Source organism: Actinomadura sp. NPDC048955, from assembly GCF_040649435.1.
Lineage (GTDB): Bacteria > Actinomycetota > Actinomycetes > Streptosporangiales > Streptosporangiaceae > Spirillospora > Spirillospora luteofluorescens.
The window spans coordinates 93,262-108,720 of record NZ_JBEZJI010000018.1 but is presented as its reverse complement, the minus strand read 5'-3'; the positions used below and the strand labels follow the sequence as shown (position 1 = coordinate 108,720).

Below are 15,459 nucleotides of genomic sequence, written 5' to 3'. Positions count from 1 at the left end.
GATTACTTGTACGACCTCTGCGTGGGCTTGACGTACTCGAAGTTGAGGGCCTCCTTGTGGAGGACGGGCTGCGCGTCCTCCCCGGCCCATTCCCAGGCGGCGACGTAGCCGAAGTTGTCGTCGTCGCGCTTGGCCTCGCCGTCCTCGTCCTGGCTCTCGGCCCGGAAGTGGCCGCCGCAGGACTCGGCGCGGTGCAGCGCGTCGACGACCATCAGCTCGGCCAGCTCGAAGAAGTCGGCGACGCGGCCCGCCTTCTCCAGCTGCTGGTTCAGCTCCTCGCCCTTGCCGGTGACCTTGACGCGCGTCCAGAACTCCTCGCGCAGCGCCGGGATGAGGTCCAGCGCCTTGCGCAGCCCCTCCTCGGTGCGCTCCATGCCGCAGTACTCCCACATGATGTGGCCGAGCTCGCGGTGGAAGGAGTCGACGGAGCGGTCGCCGTCGATCGACAGCAGCCGCTCGATGCGCGTCCGCACCCGCTCCCGCGCCTCGCCGATCGCCGTCTCGGCGACCGGGGGGAGGCTGTTGCGGGCGATGTAGTCGCCGATGGTGTTCGGCAGGACGAAGTAGCCGTCGGCCAGGCCCTGCATCAGCGCGGAGGCGCCCAGCCGGTTCGCGCCGTGGTCGGAGAAGTTCGCCTCGCCGATGACGAACAGGCCCGGGACCGTGGACTCCAGGTCGTAGTCCACCCACAGGCCGCCCATCGTGTAGTGGACGGCGGGGTAGATGCGCATCGGCGTGTCGTAGGGGTTCTCGCCGGTGATGCGCTCGTACATCTCGAAGAGGTTGCCGTACTTGGCCTCGACCTTGTCCCGGCCGAGGCGCGCGATCGCGTCGGCGAAGTCGAGGTAGACGCCGAGGCCGCCGGGGCCGACGCCGCGCCCCTCGTCGCACACGTTCTTGGCCGCGCGGGAGGCGATGTCGCGCGGGACGAGGTTGCCGAACGACGGGTAGATGCGCTCCAGGTAGTAGTCGCGCTCGTCCTCGGGGATGTCGTAGGGCCTGCGGGTGTCGCCGGCCTTCTTCGGCACCCACACGCGGCCGTCGTTGCGCAGCGACTCCGACATCAGCGTCAGCTTCGACTGGTGGTCGCCGCTGACCGGGATGCACGTCGGGTGGATCTGGGTGTAGCAGGGGTTGGCGAACAGGGCGCCGTGCCGGTGGGCGCGCCAGGACGCGGTGACGTTCGAGCCCATCGCGTTCGTGGACAGGAAGTACACGTTGCCGTAGCCGCCGGACGCCAGCACCACCGCGTCCGCCGTGTAGTGCTTGATCTCGCCGTCGATGAGGTTCCGGACGACGACGCCGCGCGCCCGCCCGTCCTCCATGATCAGGTCGAGCATCTCGTGCCGCGGGTACAGCTCCACGTTCCCGGCGTCCACCTGCCGCATCAGCGCCTGGTAGGCGCCGAGGAGCAGCTGCTGGCCCGTCTGGCCGCGCGCGTAGAAGGTCCGGGAGACCTGCGTGCCGCCGAAGGAGCGGTTGTCGAGCAGGCCGCCGTACTCGCGGGCGAACGGGACGCCCTGCGCGACGCACTGGTCGATGATCTGCCGGGAGATGTCGGCGAGCCGGTACACGTTGGACTCGCGGGACCGGAAGTCGCCGCCCTTGACCGTCTCGTAGAACAGCCGGTACACGCTGTCGCCGTCGTTGCGGTAGTTCTTGGCGGCGTTGATGCCGCCCTGCGCGGCGATCGAGTGGGCGCGGCGCGGGGAGTCCTGGAAGCAGAACTGCTGGACGTGGTAGCCGGCCTCGCCGAGGGTGGCCCCGGCCGAGCCGCCGGCCAGCCCCGTGCCGATGATGATGATCTTCTTCTTGCGCTTGTTGGCCGGGTTGACCTGCTTGGCCTCGAACTTGCGGGTCGTCCAGCGCTCCTCGATGGCGCCGGCCGGGGACTTGGCGTCGGCGATCGGCTCGCCGGAGGTGTAGTAGCCGTGGGTCATGTCGTCAGCTGCCATGGATCAGCTCACCCATCCGAACGTGATGGAGACGGGGACGGCGACGAAGCCGAGCGTGACGAGCGCGGCGGTGGTCGCGGCGAGGCCCCGCAGGGCGTTGTGGCTGCGCGGCGTGCGCAGTCCCAGCGTCTGGAAGGCGCTCCAGATGCCGTGGTTGAGGTGGAGGCCCACCAGCAGGATCGCGACGACGTACCAGACCGTGATGTACCAGCGGGACGGGTCGAAGTCGGCGACCATCCGCTCGTAGGGGGTGGCGTCGGCGCCCTTGGGGTTCAGGGCGAAGAACGTGAGGTCGAGCAGGTGCCAGATGATGTAGACGGCGATGATGATCCCGCCGTACCGCATCGTCCGGACGGCGTAGCCCTGCGCGTGCGACTTCTTCTTCGACTGGTACTTGACGGGGCGCGCGTGCGCCGCGCGCTTGCCGAGCGACACCGCCGACCACATGTGCAGGACGACCGAGACGCCGAGCACCAGCTCGATGACCGTCAGCACCGTCCGCCGCGGCACGGCGGGCTCGCCCATCGTGCGCAGCCACTCGGCGTAGTGGTTGAAATCCTCCGCGCCGAGGAAGATCTTCAGGTTCCCGATCATGTGCGCGACCAGGTACAGCACGAGGATGCCGCCGGTGACGGCCATCACGGCCTTCTTGCCGACGGTCGATCGGTAGATCGCAGGTATCGCTATAGCCACGGCCTGCACGCTATGTCCGGTTCGGCGATTCGTTCCAAGTCATGAGCGCACTTGTGGCGATAGCCGCAGGCTATGAACACATGCTGAGCGCGGCTTGTGTCCGTTCCGTGACACCACCGTGGGTGAGGGACTTCACAGGGGGTGCGGGAACTCTGCCTGGGAGTGACCCAGAAGACATTGACGGAGGTCAGGGGCCTGTGTTCAGCGCCCTGAACCGTCCGGCCCGGCCTGCCGCGACAGCAGCAGGACGGCGAGGTCGTCGGTCAGGGCGTCGCCGTTGAGGCGCTCCACCTCGGTCACCAGGGCGTCGATCAGCGACCGTCCGGCCGCGCCCCGGGTGCGGGCGGTGCGGGCCAGGCCGACCAGGCCGTCGGTGCCGAGCCGGTCCGAGCCCTCGCCGACCCGGCCCTCGATCAGGCCGTCGGTGTAGAGCATCAGGCCCCAGGACTCGCCGAGGTCGATCTCGGTGGTCGGCCACTCGGCGCCGGGCACCAGGCCGAGCGCCGGGCCGTGCGCGTAGTCGGGCAGCGCCGCGACCTCACCGCCCGCGCCCGGCGCCCCGCGGAACAGCAGCGGCGCGGGGTGCCCGGCGAGGTGCATCCGGGCGGTCCGCCGGGACGGCGCGATCGTGACCATGCAGAGGGTGGTGAAGATCTCCTCGCTGCGCCGCTCGTGCCCGAGGACGGTGTCGAGGGTGCCGAGCAGCTGCTCGCCGGTGTGCCCGGCGAGGACGAGCGTCCGCCACGCCATGCGGAGCTGGACGCCGAGGGCCGCCTCGTCGGGGCCGTGCCCGCAGACGTCCCCGATCATCAGGTGGACGGCGCCGCCCTCGGTCTGCACGGTGTCGTAGAAGTCGCCGCCGAGCAGCGCGCGCCGCCGGCCGGGCCGGTAGCGGGTGTGGTGCCGCAGCGTCGGGTCCTCGATCAGCGGGACCGGCAGCAGGCCGCGCTCCAGCCGGGCGTTCTCGCGGCCGAGGATGCGGGCCTCGACGAGCCGCCGCTCGGTCTCCTCCGAGCGCTTGCGCTCTATGGCATAGCGGATCGCGCGGGCCAGCAGCGGCCCGTCGATCTCCTGCTTGACCAGGTAGTCCTCGGCGCCCGCGGCGACCGCCTGCACGCCGAGGCGGCCGTCGTCCAGGCCGGTCAGCACGACGACGGCGGCCGGACCGGACAGCGCGAGCACCCGCCGCAGCCCCTCCAGCCGGTCGATGCCGGGCGTGGACAGGTCGACGATGATGCACTGCGTGCGCCGCGTCAGCATGCGCCTCGCGGCGTCCAGGTCGTGCGCGACCGTGATCCCCGCGTCCAGGCCGCTGTCGGCGAGCATCTTCTCCACCATGAGCACGTCGGTGGGGTCGTCGTCGATGAGGAGCAGCTCGATCCTGTCCTCGGTACCTGGCGTGAGGGGATGCGTCTGGTGACTGATGGTGCTCACAGGGCTTCCGGAATGTCGGGCTGGCGACGGCACTGGCAACGACCGCGTCGTCCCGCTCGTCCCTGCGGCCGCAGGGAGCGGTACGGGCCGTGCCGGGGCGGCGGCTCGGGCTCGGCCGCCACGTGTCCCGGCTCATGGAGCGGAGGAAGCGTCGCTCCGTACGGTGACGACCTTAGCGTGTCCCCACGTCCGGGCGCACCCCCTGCGCCCGCCTTTGTCGGCGTTTCCGGACGGACCGAAACTCGTTTCCGCTGCTGAAAAACCAGTCGTGCACAGAGGGTTCCGCTGCATAACCTTCGTCGGGTGAAGTCGTTGCCGGTGAAAGATCCTGGCGGCCCCGACCACGCTGCGCGAGGGCGAGCGACGTACCTCGACCCCTGGAGCGCCGCCCGCGGAGACGGCGGATCCCCCGCCCGCTACCTGCTGTCGCTGCTGCGCGTCCAGTGGCGCAGCGTGACCGCGGGCGCCCTCTTCGGCGTGGCCTGGATGCTCAGCCAGGCGCTGATGCCCGCCGCGCTCGGCCGCGCCATCGGCGACGGCGTCGCGGCGCGAGACGAGGGCGCCCTCGTGACGTGGGCCGCCGTCCTGCTCGGCCTCGGCGCCGCGCAGGCCGTGACGGGCGTGCTCCGGCACCGGTGCGCCGTGTTCAACTGGCTCTCCGCCGCGTACCGGACCGTCCAGCTCGTCACCCGGCAGGCCACCCGCCTCGGCTCGACGCTGCCGAAGCGGCTCAGCGCCGGCGAGGTGGTGAGCGTCGGGCTCTCCGACGTGTCGCACATCGGCGACACCGTCGACATCATCGCGCGCGGCTCGGGCGCCGTGGTCGCGATCGTCGTCGTGGCCGGCATCCTGCTGTCGACGTCGCCGCCGCTCGGCCTGATCGTGCTGGTCGGCGTCCCGCTGATCCTGGTGGCCGCGGCGCCGCTGCTGCGCCCCTACCGCGAGCGGGAGCAGGCGCACCGCGAGCTGGTCGGCGAGCTGGCCACGCACGCCACCGACCTGGTCGCGGGGCTGCGGGTGCTGCGCGGCATCGGCGGCGAGGCGCTGTTCTCCGGCCGCTACCGCGCGGAGTCGCAGCGGGTGCGCGCGGCCGGGGTGGCGGTCGCGCGGGCCGAGACGCGGATGAACGGCGCCGAGGTGCTGCTGCCCGGCCTGCTGATCGCGCTGGTCACCTGGGCCGGCGCCCGGTTCGCCGTGCGGGGGGCGATCGGCGTCGGCGAGCTGGTCGCCTTCTACGGGTACGCGGTGTTCCTGATCGTCCCGCTGAAGACCCTCGGCGAGGCCGCCAGCAAGATCACCAAGGGGCTGGTGGCGGCGGGCCGGGTCACCGCGCTGCTGCGGCTCGACCCGGAGCTGCCCGCCACCGGGACGGCCCGCCCGGCGGCGGACGCCGAGCTGGTCGACATCGCCTCGGGGCTGGTCGTGCGGCCGGGCCGGTTCACCGCGATCGCCGCCGCCGACCCGCGCGACGCGCAGGCCGTCGCCGACCGCCTCGGCCGGTACGAGGACGGCGAGGTCGACTTCGGCGGCGTCCCGCTGCGCGCGGTCGAGGACGTCCGCGGGCGGATCCTGGTCGCGGTCAACGAGGACCGGCTGTTCTCCGGCCCGCTGGCCGAGTCCCTCGCGCCGGGCGCCGGCGAGCCCGCGCTGCGGGCGGCGATCCACGCCGCCTGCGCCGAGGACGTCGTCGACTCGGTCGGGCTCGGCGCGCACGTGGCCGAGGCCGGACGGGAGTTCTCCGGCGGCCAGCAGCAGCGCCTCCGCCTGGCGAGGGCGCTCGCCGCCGACCCCGACGTCCTCGTCCTCGTGGAGCCGACCAGCGCGGTGGACGCGCACACCGAGGCGCGCATCGCCGAAAGGCTCGGCGAAGCGCGCGCGGGCCGCACCACCGTGGTGTGCACGACGAGCCCGCTGATGCTGGACCGTGCGGACCGCGTCGCCTTCGTGTGCGACGGCCTGGTCGTCGCGGAGGGAACGCACCGGGAACTGCTGGACGCAGAGCCCCGCTACGCGGCGACCGTCACCAGGGGCGAGGCGGCGGAAAGGGCTGGAACGTGAGCGCACAGATCCTGCCGGTCGCGACGCCCGCGCAGGTGCGGGCCTACGCGCGGCGGCTCGTCCTGCGGCACCCGCGCGACCTCGCCGGAGTGCTGGCCCTGCACGCGCTGGCCGCCCTGACCGGGCTCGTCACGCCGCGGCTGCTCGGCTCGCTCGTGGAGGGCGTCCGCGACGGCAGCGCCGACATCGACACCACCGGCCTGGCCATCGCCGGGTTCGTGATCGTCCAGGGCGTGCTGGTCCGGTACGCCTACCTGACGTCGGCGAAGCTGGGCGAGCGGGTGCTGGCCGAGCTCCGCGAGGAGTTCGTCGACCGCGTCATGGCGCTGCCGCTCTCCACGGTCGAGCGCGCGGGCACCGGCGACCTGGTCACCCGGGCCTCCCGCGACGTCGACACGCTGAGCACCTCCGTCCGCTACGCGATGCCGGAGACCCTCGTCGCCGTCGTCGTCGGCGGGTTCACCGTCGCCGCGCTGATGCTGAACGGCCCGCTCGTCGCGCTGCCCGCCCTGGTCGCGGTGCCGATGCTGGTCGCGGTGATGCGCTGGTACCTGCCCCGCGCCCACAAGGGCTACCTGCGGGAGAACGCGTCGTGGGCGCGTATCGCCGACGGGCTGACCGAGACCGTCCAGGGCGCCCGGACCGTGGAGGCCCTGGGCCTCGCCGGGCGCCGGCACGAGCGCGGCGACGCCGACATCGCGGCGTCCTACACGATCGAGCGGTACACGCTGCGGCTGCGCACGGTGCTGTTCCCGGTGATGGAGATGAGCTTCGTCCTGCCGGTCGTGTCGACGCTGCTCGTCGGCGGCCTGCTCTACATCAACGGCATGGCGACCCTCGCGCAGGTGACCGCCGCGACCCTCTACGCCCAGCAGCTCATCGAGCCGGTGGACACGCTCATGCAGTGGCTCGACGAGCTGCAGCTCGGCGGCGCCTCCCTGGCCCGGCTGCTCGGCGTCGGCAACGTCCCGCCCGACCGCACGCCGAACGGGGACCGGCCCACCGGCGAGCAGATCGCGGCGCGCGACGTCCACTACTCCTACCGCCGCGGCCACGACGTCCTGCACGGCGTGGACCTCGACCTGCGGCCGGGCGAGCGCCTGGCGATGGTCGGGCCCAGCGGCGCCGGCAAGTCGACGCTCGGCCGCCTGCTCGCCGGGGTCGACGGGCCGCGCGCGGGCGAGGTCACCGTGGGCGCCGGCGGCGGCGTCCCCCTGGTCGGGCTGCCCCTGGACGACCTGCGCGGCCACGTCGCGCTGGTCACCCAGGAGCACCACGTGTTCCGCGGCACCCTCCGCCAGAACCTCGTGATGGCCCGCGAGGGCGCCTCCGACGACGACGTCCGCCGGGTCCTGGCCGCCGTCGACTGGGACGGCCCCGACCTCGACACCGTCGTCGGCTCGGGCGGCGAGACCCTCTCACCCGCCCAGGCCCAGCAGCTCGCCCTGGCCCGGCTCGTCCTCGCCGACCCGCACACCCTCGTCCTGGACGAGGCGACGTCCCTGCTCGACCCGCGCGCCGCCCGCCGCCTCGAACGCTCGCTCGCCGCCGTCCTGGACGGCCGCACCGTCGTCGCCATAGCCCACCGCCTCCACACCGCCCACGACGCCGACCGCGTCGCCGTAGTCGAGAACGGCCGCATCACAGAGCTGGGCACCCACGAAGAGCTCCTGGCCACCCAAGGCTCCTACGCGGCCCTATGGGCCAGTTGGAGGAGCTGAGCCGCCTCACGCGACTACTGGCCGGCCAGCGCTTCCTTTAGGAAGTGGACCTGGATGTGGAGGAGGTTTTCGGCGACCACCTCTTGCGGGGTCATGTGGGTGACGCCTGAGAGGGGGAGGACGGTGTGCGGGCGGCCGGCGGCCAGGAGGGCCGAGGACAGGCGCAGGGTGTGGGCGGCCACCACGTTGTCGTCCGCCAGGCCGTGGATGATCATCAGTGGCCGCTTCAGGTCGGCGGCCATGCCGAGGAGGGAGTTGTCGGCGTAGTTCTCCGGCTCCTCGTCTGGGTGGCCCAGGTACCGCTCGGTGTAGTGGGTGTCGTACAGGCGCCAGTCGGTGACCGGGGCGCCGGCGACGGCCGCGTGGAAGACGTCCGGGCGCCGCATGACGGCCAGGGCCGCGAGCCAGCCGCCGAACGACCAGCCGCGGATGCCGACGCGGTCGAGGTCGAGGGCCGCGGGATGCTTGCGGGCCGCCTCGATCAGCGCGTTGATCTGGTCGTCCAGGACGGGCCCGACGAAGTCGCCGCGCACGGCGCGTTCCCAGGCGGGTCCGCGTCCGGGGGTGCCGCGGCCGTCCGCGATCACGACGGCGAAGCCCTGGTCGGCGAGCCACTGCGCCTCGCAGTACGAGCGCTGGACGGCGAGGACGCGCTGCGCGTGCGGGCCGCCGTAGGGGTCCATCAGGACGGGCAGGCGGCCGTGGCCCCGCTCCCAGCCGGTGGGCAGCACGACGGCGGTGCGCAGCTCGCGGTCGCCGGAGCGCAGCAGCTCCACCCGCGGCGTGATCACCGGGGTCTCGGCGAACGAGGCGACGGGGTGGACCGCGGCCGGCGTGCGCACCTCGGCCTGCGAGCCGAGGCGGTCCAGCCGCGCGCCCGAGACCACGGTGACGCCCCCGGACCGGGTGCCGCCGAAGACGCCCGGCCCCTCGCTGAGCCGGGTCACCTCGCCGCCCTCGTAGGAGTAGAGGTGGACCTCGGTGGGCTCCTCCCAGGCGGTGAACAGGATCGACTCGCCGTCCACGCCGAGCACGGAGCGCAGCTGGAGGCCGCCGGGCGTGACGGGACGTCCCGCGACGGTGAGCCGGCGGGTGTCGGTCTCCGCGTCCTCGGTGGCCCAGACGAGGTCGCCGCCGTGCGTGCGGACGGGCAGGCCGGGGATGACCTCGGTCCAGATCGGGTCGTGCTCGGTGTGCAGCAGCGCCGTCTCGCCATTGGTCGGATCGACCCGCAGCACACGCTGGGAGCGCTGGTCGCGGGACTGCACGACGATCAGCAGGCCGTGCCGGTCCCAGGTGGCGGTCACGAGGTAGGGGAACATGCCGCGGTCCCAGGCCACGGCGAGCCGCCCGCCGTCCACCTTCAGCAGCACCAGGGACACCAGGGCGTTCGGGGTGCCGGCCGCCGGGTAGGCGATCTCGGACGGCGGCCGGTCCGGGTTGGCCGGGTCGGCGATGTGCCAGCGCTGCACCGGGGTCTCGTCCACCCGCGCGACCAGCAGGGTCCCGCCGTCGGGCGACCACCAGTGGCCCCGCATCCGGCCCATCTCCTCCGCCGCGACGAACTCGGCCAGACCGTAGGAGACCTGGCCGGACTCGGGCTCCACGAGCGCGCGGTCCTCCCCGTCCTCCAGCTCGACGACCCGCAGCGTGCGGCCCGACACGTACGCGACGCGGCGGCCCGCCGGGTCGGGGCGCGGGTCGAAGACGGGCGGCCGGGCGGGCAGCTCCCGCACGAGCGCGGTGCCGAGGTCGACGGCGTACAGGCGCCCGCCCAGGGTGAAGACGGCCTGCCCCATGGCGCGGTCGGTCGCGTACCCGACGATGCCGCCCGCCTGCTCCCGGGCGCGCTCGCGCCGGGCCCGCTCCTCGGCGGGCAGGTCCTCCTCGCCCGGCACGTCCAGCGCGGCCGGGTCGGCGACGCACTCCTCCTCGCCGGTGGCGGTGTCCAGCGTCCACAGGCAGGTCACCGGATCGTCCCCCGCCCGGGTGCGCAGGAAGGCGACGCGCGTCCCGTCCGGCGCGATCTGGAAGGCGCGCGGGACGCCGAGGCTGAACCGTCGCGTGCGGGCGCTCTGCCGCGGATAGCTGATGCTCATGGCAGCCGAGTCTGCCAGGACGGTATGGAACTGCGGCGCACGGCGGCCTCCTGCCCTCTATGATCACGGGTCGTCGCGTGGTGGACGGGAATGTCCCGTGCCCGTGTCCGCGCTCGCGTAAGCTCAAAGCTTCCCCAAGCACTTTCGTCGTCGCGGGCTGAGGAGTTGTCAATGCCTGAGCTGCAGCCGGGAGACCCCCGGCGGCTCGGTTCCTACGAGATCGTCGACAGGCTCGGCGAGGGCGGTCAGGGCGTCGTCTACGGCGGGGTCGACGCCTCCGGGAACCGCGCCGCGATCAAGCTTCTGCGCGCCGACCTGGCGGGGGACACAATGGCGCGCAACCGGTTCGTCCGGGAGGCGCAGGCGGCCAAGCAGGTCGCCCGGTTCTGCACCGCGCAGGTCCTGGAGGCCGACGTCGCGGGCGACCAGCCCTACATCGCCAGCGAGTACGTGCCTGGGCCGTCGCTGTACAAGCAGGTCACCGAGACCGGCCCGATCAGCGGGGCGCCGCTGGACCGGCTCGCGATCGGCACCGCGACCGCTATGGTCGCGATCCACCAGGCCGGGATCGTGCACCGCGACTTCAAGCCGCACAACGTGATCATGGCGCCGGACGGCCCCCGGGTGATCGACTTCGGTATCGCGCGGGCCCTGGACACCGGGCAGACCAACGCGACCAAGGCGATCGGCACCCCGTCCTACATGGCGCCCGAGCAGGTGGCGGGCGCCACCCTCACCGAGGCCGTGGACGTGTGGGCCTGGGCCACCACGATCGTGTTCGCCGCGACCGGGCACCCCCCGTTCGGCGACGACACCGTCGTCGCGGTGATCAACCGGGTGATGCACGAGCCGCCGTCGCTGGACGGCGTGCCCCCCGACCTGCACCGGCTGATCGGGGCCTGCCTGGTCAAGGAGCCGGAGCGGCGGCCCACCGCGCAGCAGATCATGATGGCGCTGATCGGCAGCGGCCCGGGCGGCGCCGGGCAGACCCGCATGGACGACCCGGCCCAGGCCACCACGATGCTGGCGGAGGGGTCGACGCTCGCCGCGGGCGGTCTCGCCGGCGCCGGGATGATGGCGGGCGCCACCCAGCCGGGCCGCGGCGCGCCTCACGTCGCGCCCCGCGACTACACCGGGACCCTCCCACCGGCGGGGCCCCAGACCGGGGCCGGCCGCGCCCGGTACGACAACTGGGAGCCCGAGCGCAAGTCCAAGGCGCCGATCTTCGGCGCGGTCGCCGCGATCGCCGTGCTGGCGCTGGTCGTGGGCCTGTTCATGGCGGCCAAGGGCGACGGTGACGGCTCCTCGAACGACCCGGCCACCCCGGTGGTCACCGACTCCGGGACGGTCTCGGAGACGCCGACGACCGAGGAGCCCGAGGCCCCCGCTCCGACCCGCACCCGGACGCACCGGAACACGCCTCCGCCCCAGACGTCCCGGCCGACGCAGGAGCAGCCGACCACCGAGACCCCGACCGACACGCCGACCACCGAGACGCCGTCGACCACGCCCTCCGACCCCGGTGGCGGCGGTACGGGCGGCGGCGGTACCGGCGGCGGCGGTACGGGCGGCGGCGGCACCGGTGGCGGCGGTGACGGCGGCACCGGCGCGGGCGGCACCGGCACCGGCGGCTGACCGGGGCCCGGCGACGGCCCTCCGGGATGCGCGGGGCAGGGCGGTCATCGCCGCGATGCCGGGCCCTGAGTAGGCTCGTGGACTATGAAGGAGCCGCGGATCCTGTTCGTCCACGCCCATCCGGACGACGAGTCCATCGGGACCGGGGCGAGCATGGCCAAATACGCCGCCGAGGGCGCCCACGTCTGCCTCGTCACCTGCACGTTGGGCGAGGAGGGCGAGGTCATCCCCGAAGATCTGCGCCACCTGGCCTCCGACAAGGAGGACGCCCTCGGCGAGTACCGGATCGGCGAGCTCGCCGCGGCCTGCGAGGCGCTCGGCGTCCGGGACCACCGCTTCCTCGGCGGTCCGGGTCGCTGGCGCGACTCCGGCATGATGGGCGCCCCCACGAACGACGACCCGCGCTGCTTCTGGCAGGCGGACGTCACGACCGCCGCGCGCGACCTGGTGACCGTCATCCGGGAGGTCCGCCCGCAGGTGATCGTCACCTATGACGAGCGCGGCAACTACGGCCACCCCGACCACATCCAGGCGAACCGCGTCACGTGGCGGGCGTTCGAGCTGGCCGCCGACCCCGCCCACGAGGACGGCGCCGAGCCGTGGCGGGCGGCCAAGGTCTACGCCTACGCGGCCCCGCGCACGGTCCTCGCCCGCGCGATCGCGGTGATGCGGGAGGCCAGGCTGCCGTTCGCGCGCGTCGCCGGGCTGGAGGAGCTCGGCTCCGGCGTCCCGGACGGGGAGGTCACCACGGTCGTGGACGCGCGCGCCCACCTGCCCGCCAAGCTGGCCGCGCTGCGCGCCCACCACACCCAGATCACGGTCGCGCCCGAGCAGGTCGGGCCGTTCTTCGCGCTGTCGAACAACCTGGGGCAGCAGGCGTTCGGCACCGAGTACTTCATCCTCCAGGCGGGCGAGCTCGGCCCGGTCGGCCCCGGCCGCCGCGAGCGGGACCTGTTCGCCGGTCTGGCGAGCGCGGGGGACTGACGGGCCCCGGTACGCTGGCGACCGTGGACAAGGACGACCAGGCCCGGGTGCGGCTCGCCAAGGACGGCCTCCCGGCGGACGCCGATGCGCGGGACGCCGAGGCCCGGGCGGACGTCGCCGAGCCCGATGCCGCCCGGCCCGCCGACGCCGAGCCCGCGGAGGGGGAGGGCGCCGGCGCGTCGGCCCTGGAGCCGGGAGACGGCGAGGGGCCCGGTGACGCGTTCGTCTCCGGAGCCGCCTACGCGGCGCTCGGCATCCTCGGCGGGGTGTTCGGCGTGGTCGGCGCGTTCGCGCAGGACTGGTCCGTCGGCCCCGTCCCGCTCGTGTCGATCGTCCTGGTCGCGCTGGTCTTCCTGATGGCGTGGGCGTCGGGGAAGGCGATGGGCGGGCGGCTCGGCGCGTTCATCCCCGCGCTGGTCTGGGGCGTCGTGGTGTTCTTCCTGCAGCTGCGCCGCCCCGAGGGCGATCTCGTCGTCTCGGCGACGCTGCCCGGCTATCTGTTCGTCGTCGGCGGCATGATCGCCGCGGTGGTCGGGATCATGCTGGTGCCGCCGGCCCGCCCGCCGGGCGAATGGATGCTCGGCAGGGCGGGCCGTTCCCCTCGCGGTTAGCGGCGCCTCAGCTCGCCACGGAGGCGGGCTCGGCGTCCTTGTGGACGGGCGTGCCCGCGTTGTGGCCCTTGAGGGTGAGGCACGCGGCGGCGCTGAGCAGGACGACGCCGATCGGCAGCCACATCGTCGGCTTCATCGCGTGGACGAACCCGTGCGAGAACACCTGGCCGGCGAGCTCCTGGACGCGGTGCGCGACGCTCGGCGCGACGCCGGGCGGCATCTGCTGCCGGGCCCCGCTCTGCCCCGCGCCGACCTCCAGGCCGCCCTTGGCGGCGTCCGCGAAGCTCTGCACGAAGCCGCCGCGCACGTCGGGCGGGAGGGCCGCCGAACGGGTGGCCGCCTCGTCGCGCAGCGACGACGCGAGCCGGTTCTGCAGGACGGCGCCGACGGCCGCGCTGCCGAGCACCGACCCCACCTGCCGGATCGTGTTGTTGACGCCGGACGCGGCGCCCGCGAGGCGCGGTGGGACGTTCCGGGTCGCCTCGGTGGCCATCGGCGCGAACACGCCGCCGATGCCGAACCCGGACACCACGAGCGGGGCGATGAACGCGGTCCAGTCCGTGCCGACCTGCGCGAGGATCACCATCCACGCCATGCCGACGGCATAGAGGGTCAGGCCGGCCATCAGGATGAACTTGCCGCCGATGCGGTCCGACATCCGGCCCGCGACCGGGGCGAGGAGCATCGACACCAGCGACGACGGCGCCATGACGAGGCCCGCCTTGAGGGCGCTGAAGCCGAGCACCGACTGCAGGTAGATCGTCATCGGCAGGAAAAGGCCGATCATGCCGATCGAGACGGCCGCGCCGACGAGGTTGAGGATCGTGAAGTTGCGGTCCTTGAACAGCGAGAACGGCACGAGCGGCTCGCGGTCCTGGCGTCCCCGCTGGTAGACCACGAAGATCACGAACAGGGCGAGCCCGGCGGCGATCAGGCCCCAGATGCCCTCGTTCCACTGGTACTTCTGGCCCTCGGTGAGCGCGAACGTGAGGCAGAACAGCGCGGCGGAGGCCAGCAGCACGCCCGCCACGTCGAACCGGTGCCGGACGGTGCGGGTGTGGCCGGGCAGGATCGGCACGGCCATGGCCAGCACGAGGACGCCGATCGGCAGGTTCACGAAGAAGATCCACCGCCAGTCCAGGCTGGTGACCAGCAGCCCGCCGACGGTCGGCCCGGCGATGGTGGACACGCCCGCCACCGCGCCCCAGACGCCGAGCGCGGCGCCGCGCCGCTCCGGCGGGAACACGCTGATGATGATGGACATGGTCTGCGGCATCAGCAGCGCGGCGCCGAGCCCCTGCACGGCGCGGGCCGCGATCAGCTGCGCCGGGTCCTGGGAGATCCCGCACGCCAGGCTGGACAGCGTGAACAGCGCGACACCGGCGATGAACAGGTTCTTCTTGCCCCACAGGTCGCCGAGGCGGCCGGCGGTGATGAGCAGCACCGCCAGCACCAGGACGTAGGCGTTGACGACCCACAGGACCTCGTCCAGCGAGGCGTCAAGCTTGTCGATCATGCTCGGGATCGCGATGTTCACGATCGTCAGGTCGAGCAGCGTCATGAAGAATCCGAGGGAGAGCGTCAGCAGGATCGCCCAGGGATTTCCGCTCCATCTCTTCATCAGGCCCCCATCTCGTCGGTGCGTCGTGGCCGAGGCCGCGGGTGGCAGATGGCCCGCGGCTCGGTGTCGTTGAAGGTGAGCCGGCCGGACTCCAGGTCCCCGACGAGCGCCCGAACGTAGTCGAGCTCGCAGCGCAGGCGCGCGATCAGCCATTCCTGGTCGATCAGCTTGTAGCGTTCGATGCCCTGCTTGCGGAGCGAGTCGTGCGCGGTCTGGTGCCCCGCGACCGCCGCCTCCAGGGCGATGGCCCGGTTGCGCAGGAGCCGGGCGACCTCGTCCTCGGGGAGCAGGTTGATGAACGCCAGGGCGGTGCCGAACAGCGGGAACTCCTCCGCGGGGCGGACGAGCAGCTCGGCGAGCCGGAACTGCGCCGCGTCGCGCCCGGCGCTGGTGACGGCGTAGACGGTGCGCTCGGGCCGGCGGCCCTCCCGGCTGGTCTCCAGCGGCTCGATCAGCCCGCCCGCGGCGAGCCGCTCCACCGAGTGGTAGAGCGACCCGTGCGTGATCTTCACGGCCTGGTCGTAGGCGTGGTCGCGGATGCGCTGCTGCATCTCGTAGGGGTGCATGGGCCCGTCGCACAGCATGCGCAGCACGGTCAGCGCGAGCGGCGTGATGGGTCGGGACATACCTGAGGCCCTTATGGTCGAA

The 15,459-nt window shown here is 73.2% G+C and carries 11 protein-coding genes; 5 read left to right on the top strand and 6 right to left on the bottom strand.

Features of this window, described 5'->3' with window-relative positions:
* Window positions 1-2: 2 nt before the first annotated feature.
* From AB0C84_RS19485 to AB0C84_RS19475, 3 genes are all read right to left on the bottom strand, one after another.
* On the bottom strand, window positions 3-1,955 hold the full coding sequence (locus AB0C84_RS19485; RefSeq protein ID WP_361067921.1) for a fumarate reductase/succinate dehydrogenase flavoprotein subunit: 1,953 nt from the start codon (window positions 1,953-1,955) through the stop codon (window positions 3-5).
* 3 nt (window positions 1,956-1,958) lie between these two features.
* A complete protein-coding gene (locus AB0C84_RS19480) occupies window positions 1,959-2,648 on the bottom strand; it encodes a succinate dehydrogenase cytochrome b subunit (protein WP_179843865.1) in 690 nt (229 codons plus the stop codon).
* 201 nt (window positions 2,649-2,849) lie between these two features.
* Window positions 2,850-4,082, bottom strand: coding sequence for a SpoIIE family protein phosphatase (locus tag AB0C84_RS19475; protein WP_361067917.1), 1,233 nt, complete (start codon window positions 4,080-4,082; stop codon window positions 2,850-2,852).
* Window positions 4,083-4,385: 303 nt separating this feature from the next.
* On the opposite strand from AB0C84_RS19475, the gene AB0C84_RS19470 reads away from it, so the two are divergent.
* On the top strand, window positions 4,386-6,140 hold the full coding sequence (locus AB0C84_RS19470) for an ABC transporter ATP-binding protein (protein ID WP_361067914.1): 1,755 nt from the start codon (window positions 4,386-4,388) through the stop codon (window positions 6,138-6,140).
* Window positions 6,137-7,861, top strand: a complete 1,725-nt coding sequence (locus AB0C84_RS19465; RefSeq protein ID WP_361067911.1) for an ABC transporter ATP-binding protein — start codon at window positions 6,137-6,139, stop codon at window positions 7,859-7,861. The genes AB0C84_RS19470 and AB0C84_RS19465 overlap by 4 nt, the downstream gene beginning before the upstream one ends.
* Window positions 7,862-7,875: 14 nt before the next feature.
* On the opposite strand, the gene AB0C84_RS19460 is transcribed toward AB0C84_RS19465, so the two are convergent.
* Window positions 7,876-9,960: a prolyl oligopeptidase family serine peptidase gene (locus AB0C84_RS19460; RefSeq protein ID WP_361067908.1), complete on the bottom strand. Its 2,085-nt coding sequence runs from the start codon at window positions 9,958-9,960 to the stop codon at window positions 7,876-7,878.
* Window positions 9,961-10,131: 171 nt separating this feature from the next.
* Here AB0C84_RS19460 and AB0C84_RS19455 point away from each other — a divergent pair, with 171 nt between their 5' ends.
* The 3 genes from AB0C84_RS19455 (at window position 10,132) to AB0C84_RS19445 (ending at window position 13,190) form a co-directional block, all read left to right on the top strand.
* Entirely contained in the window at window positions 10,132-11,595 is a 1,464-nt protein-coding gene (locus AB0C84_RS19455) for a serine/threonine-protein kinase (protein WP_361067905.1), read from the top strand.
* An 84-nt stretch (window positions 11,596-11,679) separates the two neighbouring features.
* Window positions 11,680-12,579: an N-acetyl-1-D-myo-inositol-2-amino-2-deoxy-alpha-D-glucopyranoside deacetylase gene (gene mshB, locus AB0C84_RS19450; protein WP_361067902.1), complete on the top strand. Its 900-nt coding sequence runs from the start codon at window positions 11,680-11,682 to the stop codon at window positions 12,577-12,579.
* 23 nt (window positions 12,580-12,602) lie between these two features.
* Window positions 12,603-13,190 (top strand): DUF6113 family protein, encoded by a 588-nt coding sequence (locus AB0C84_RS19445; protein WP_361067899.1) that lies wholly within the window; start codon window positions 12,603-12,605, stop codon window positions 13,188-13,190.
* A 7-nt stretch (window positions 13,191-13,197) separates the two neighbouring features.
* Here the strand turns inward: AB0C84_RS19445 and AB0C84_RS19440 are convergent, their stop codons facing one another.
* Window positions 13,198-14,811, bottom strand: coding sequence for a DHA2 family efflux MFS transporter permease subunit (locus tag AB0C84_RS19440; RefSeq protein ID WP_361067896.1), 1,614 nt, complete (start codon window positions 14,809-14,811; stop codon window positions 13,198-13,200).
* Window positions 14,811-15,437 carry a PadR family transcriptional regulator gene (locus AB0C84_RS19435; protein ID WP_179843857.1) on the bottom strand — a complete coding sequence of 209 codons (627 nt, stop codon included), beginning with the start codon at window positions 15,435-15,437 and terminating at the stop codon, window positions 14,811-14,813. Before AB0C84_RS19435 ends, AB0C84_RS19440 begins: the two co-directional genes overlap by 1 nt.
* Between the last annotated feature and the right edge of the window lie 22 nt (window positions 15,438-15,459).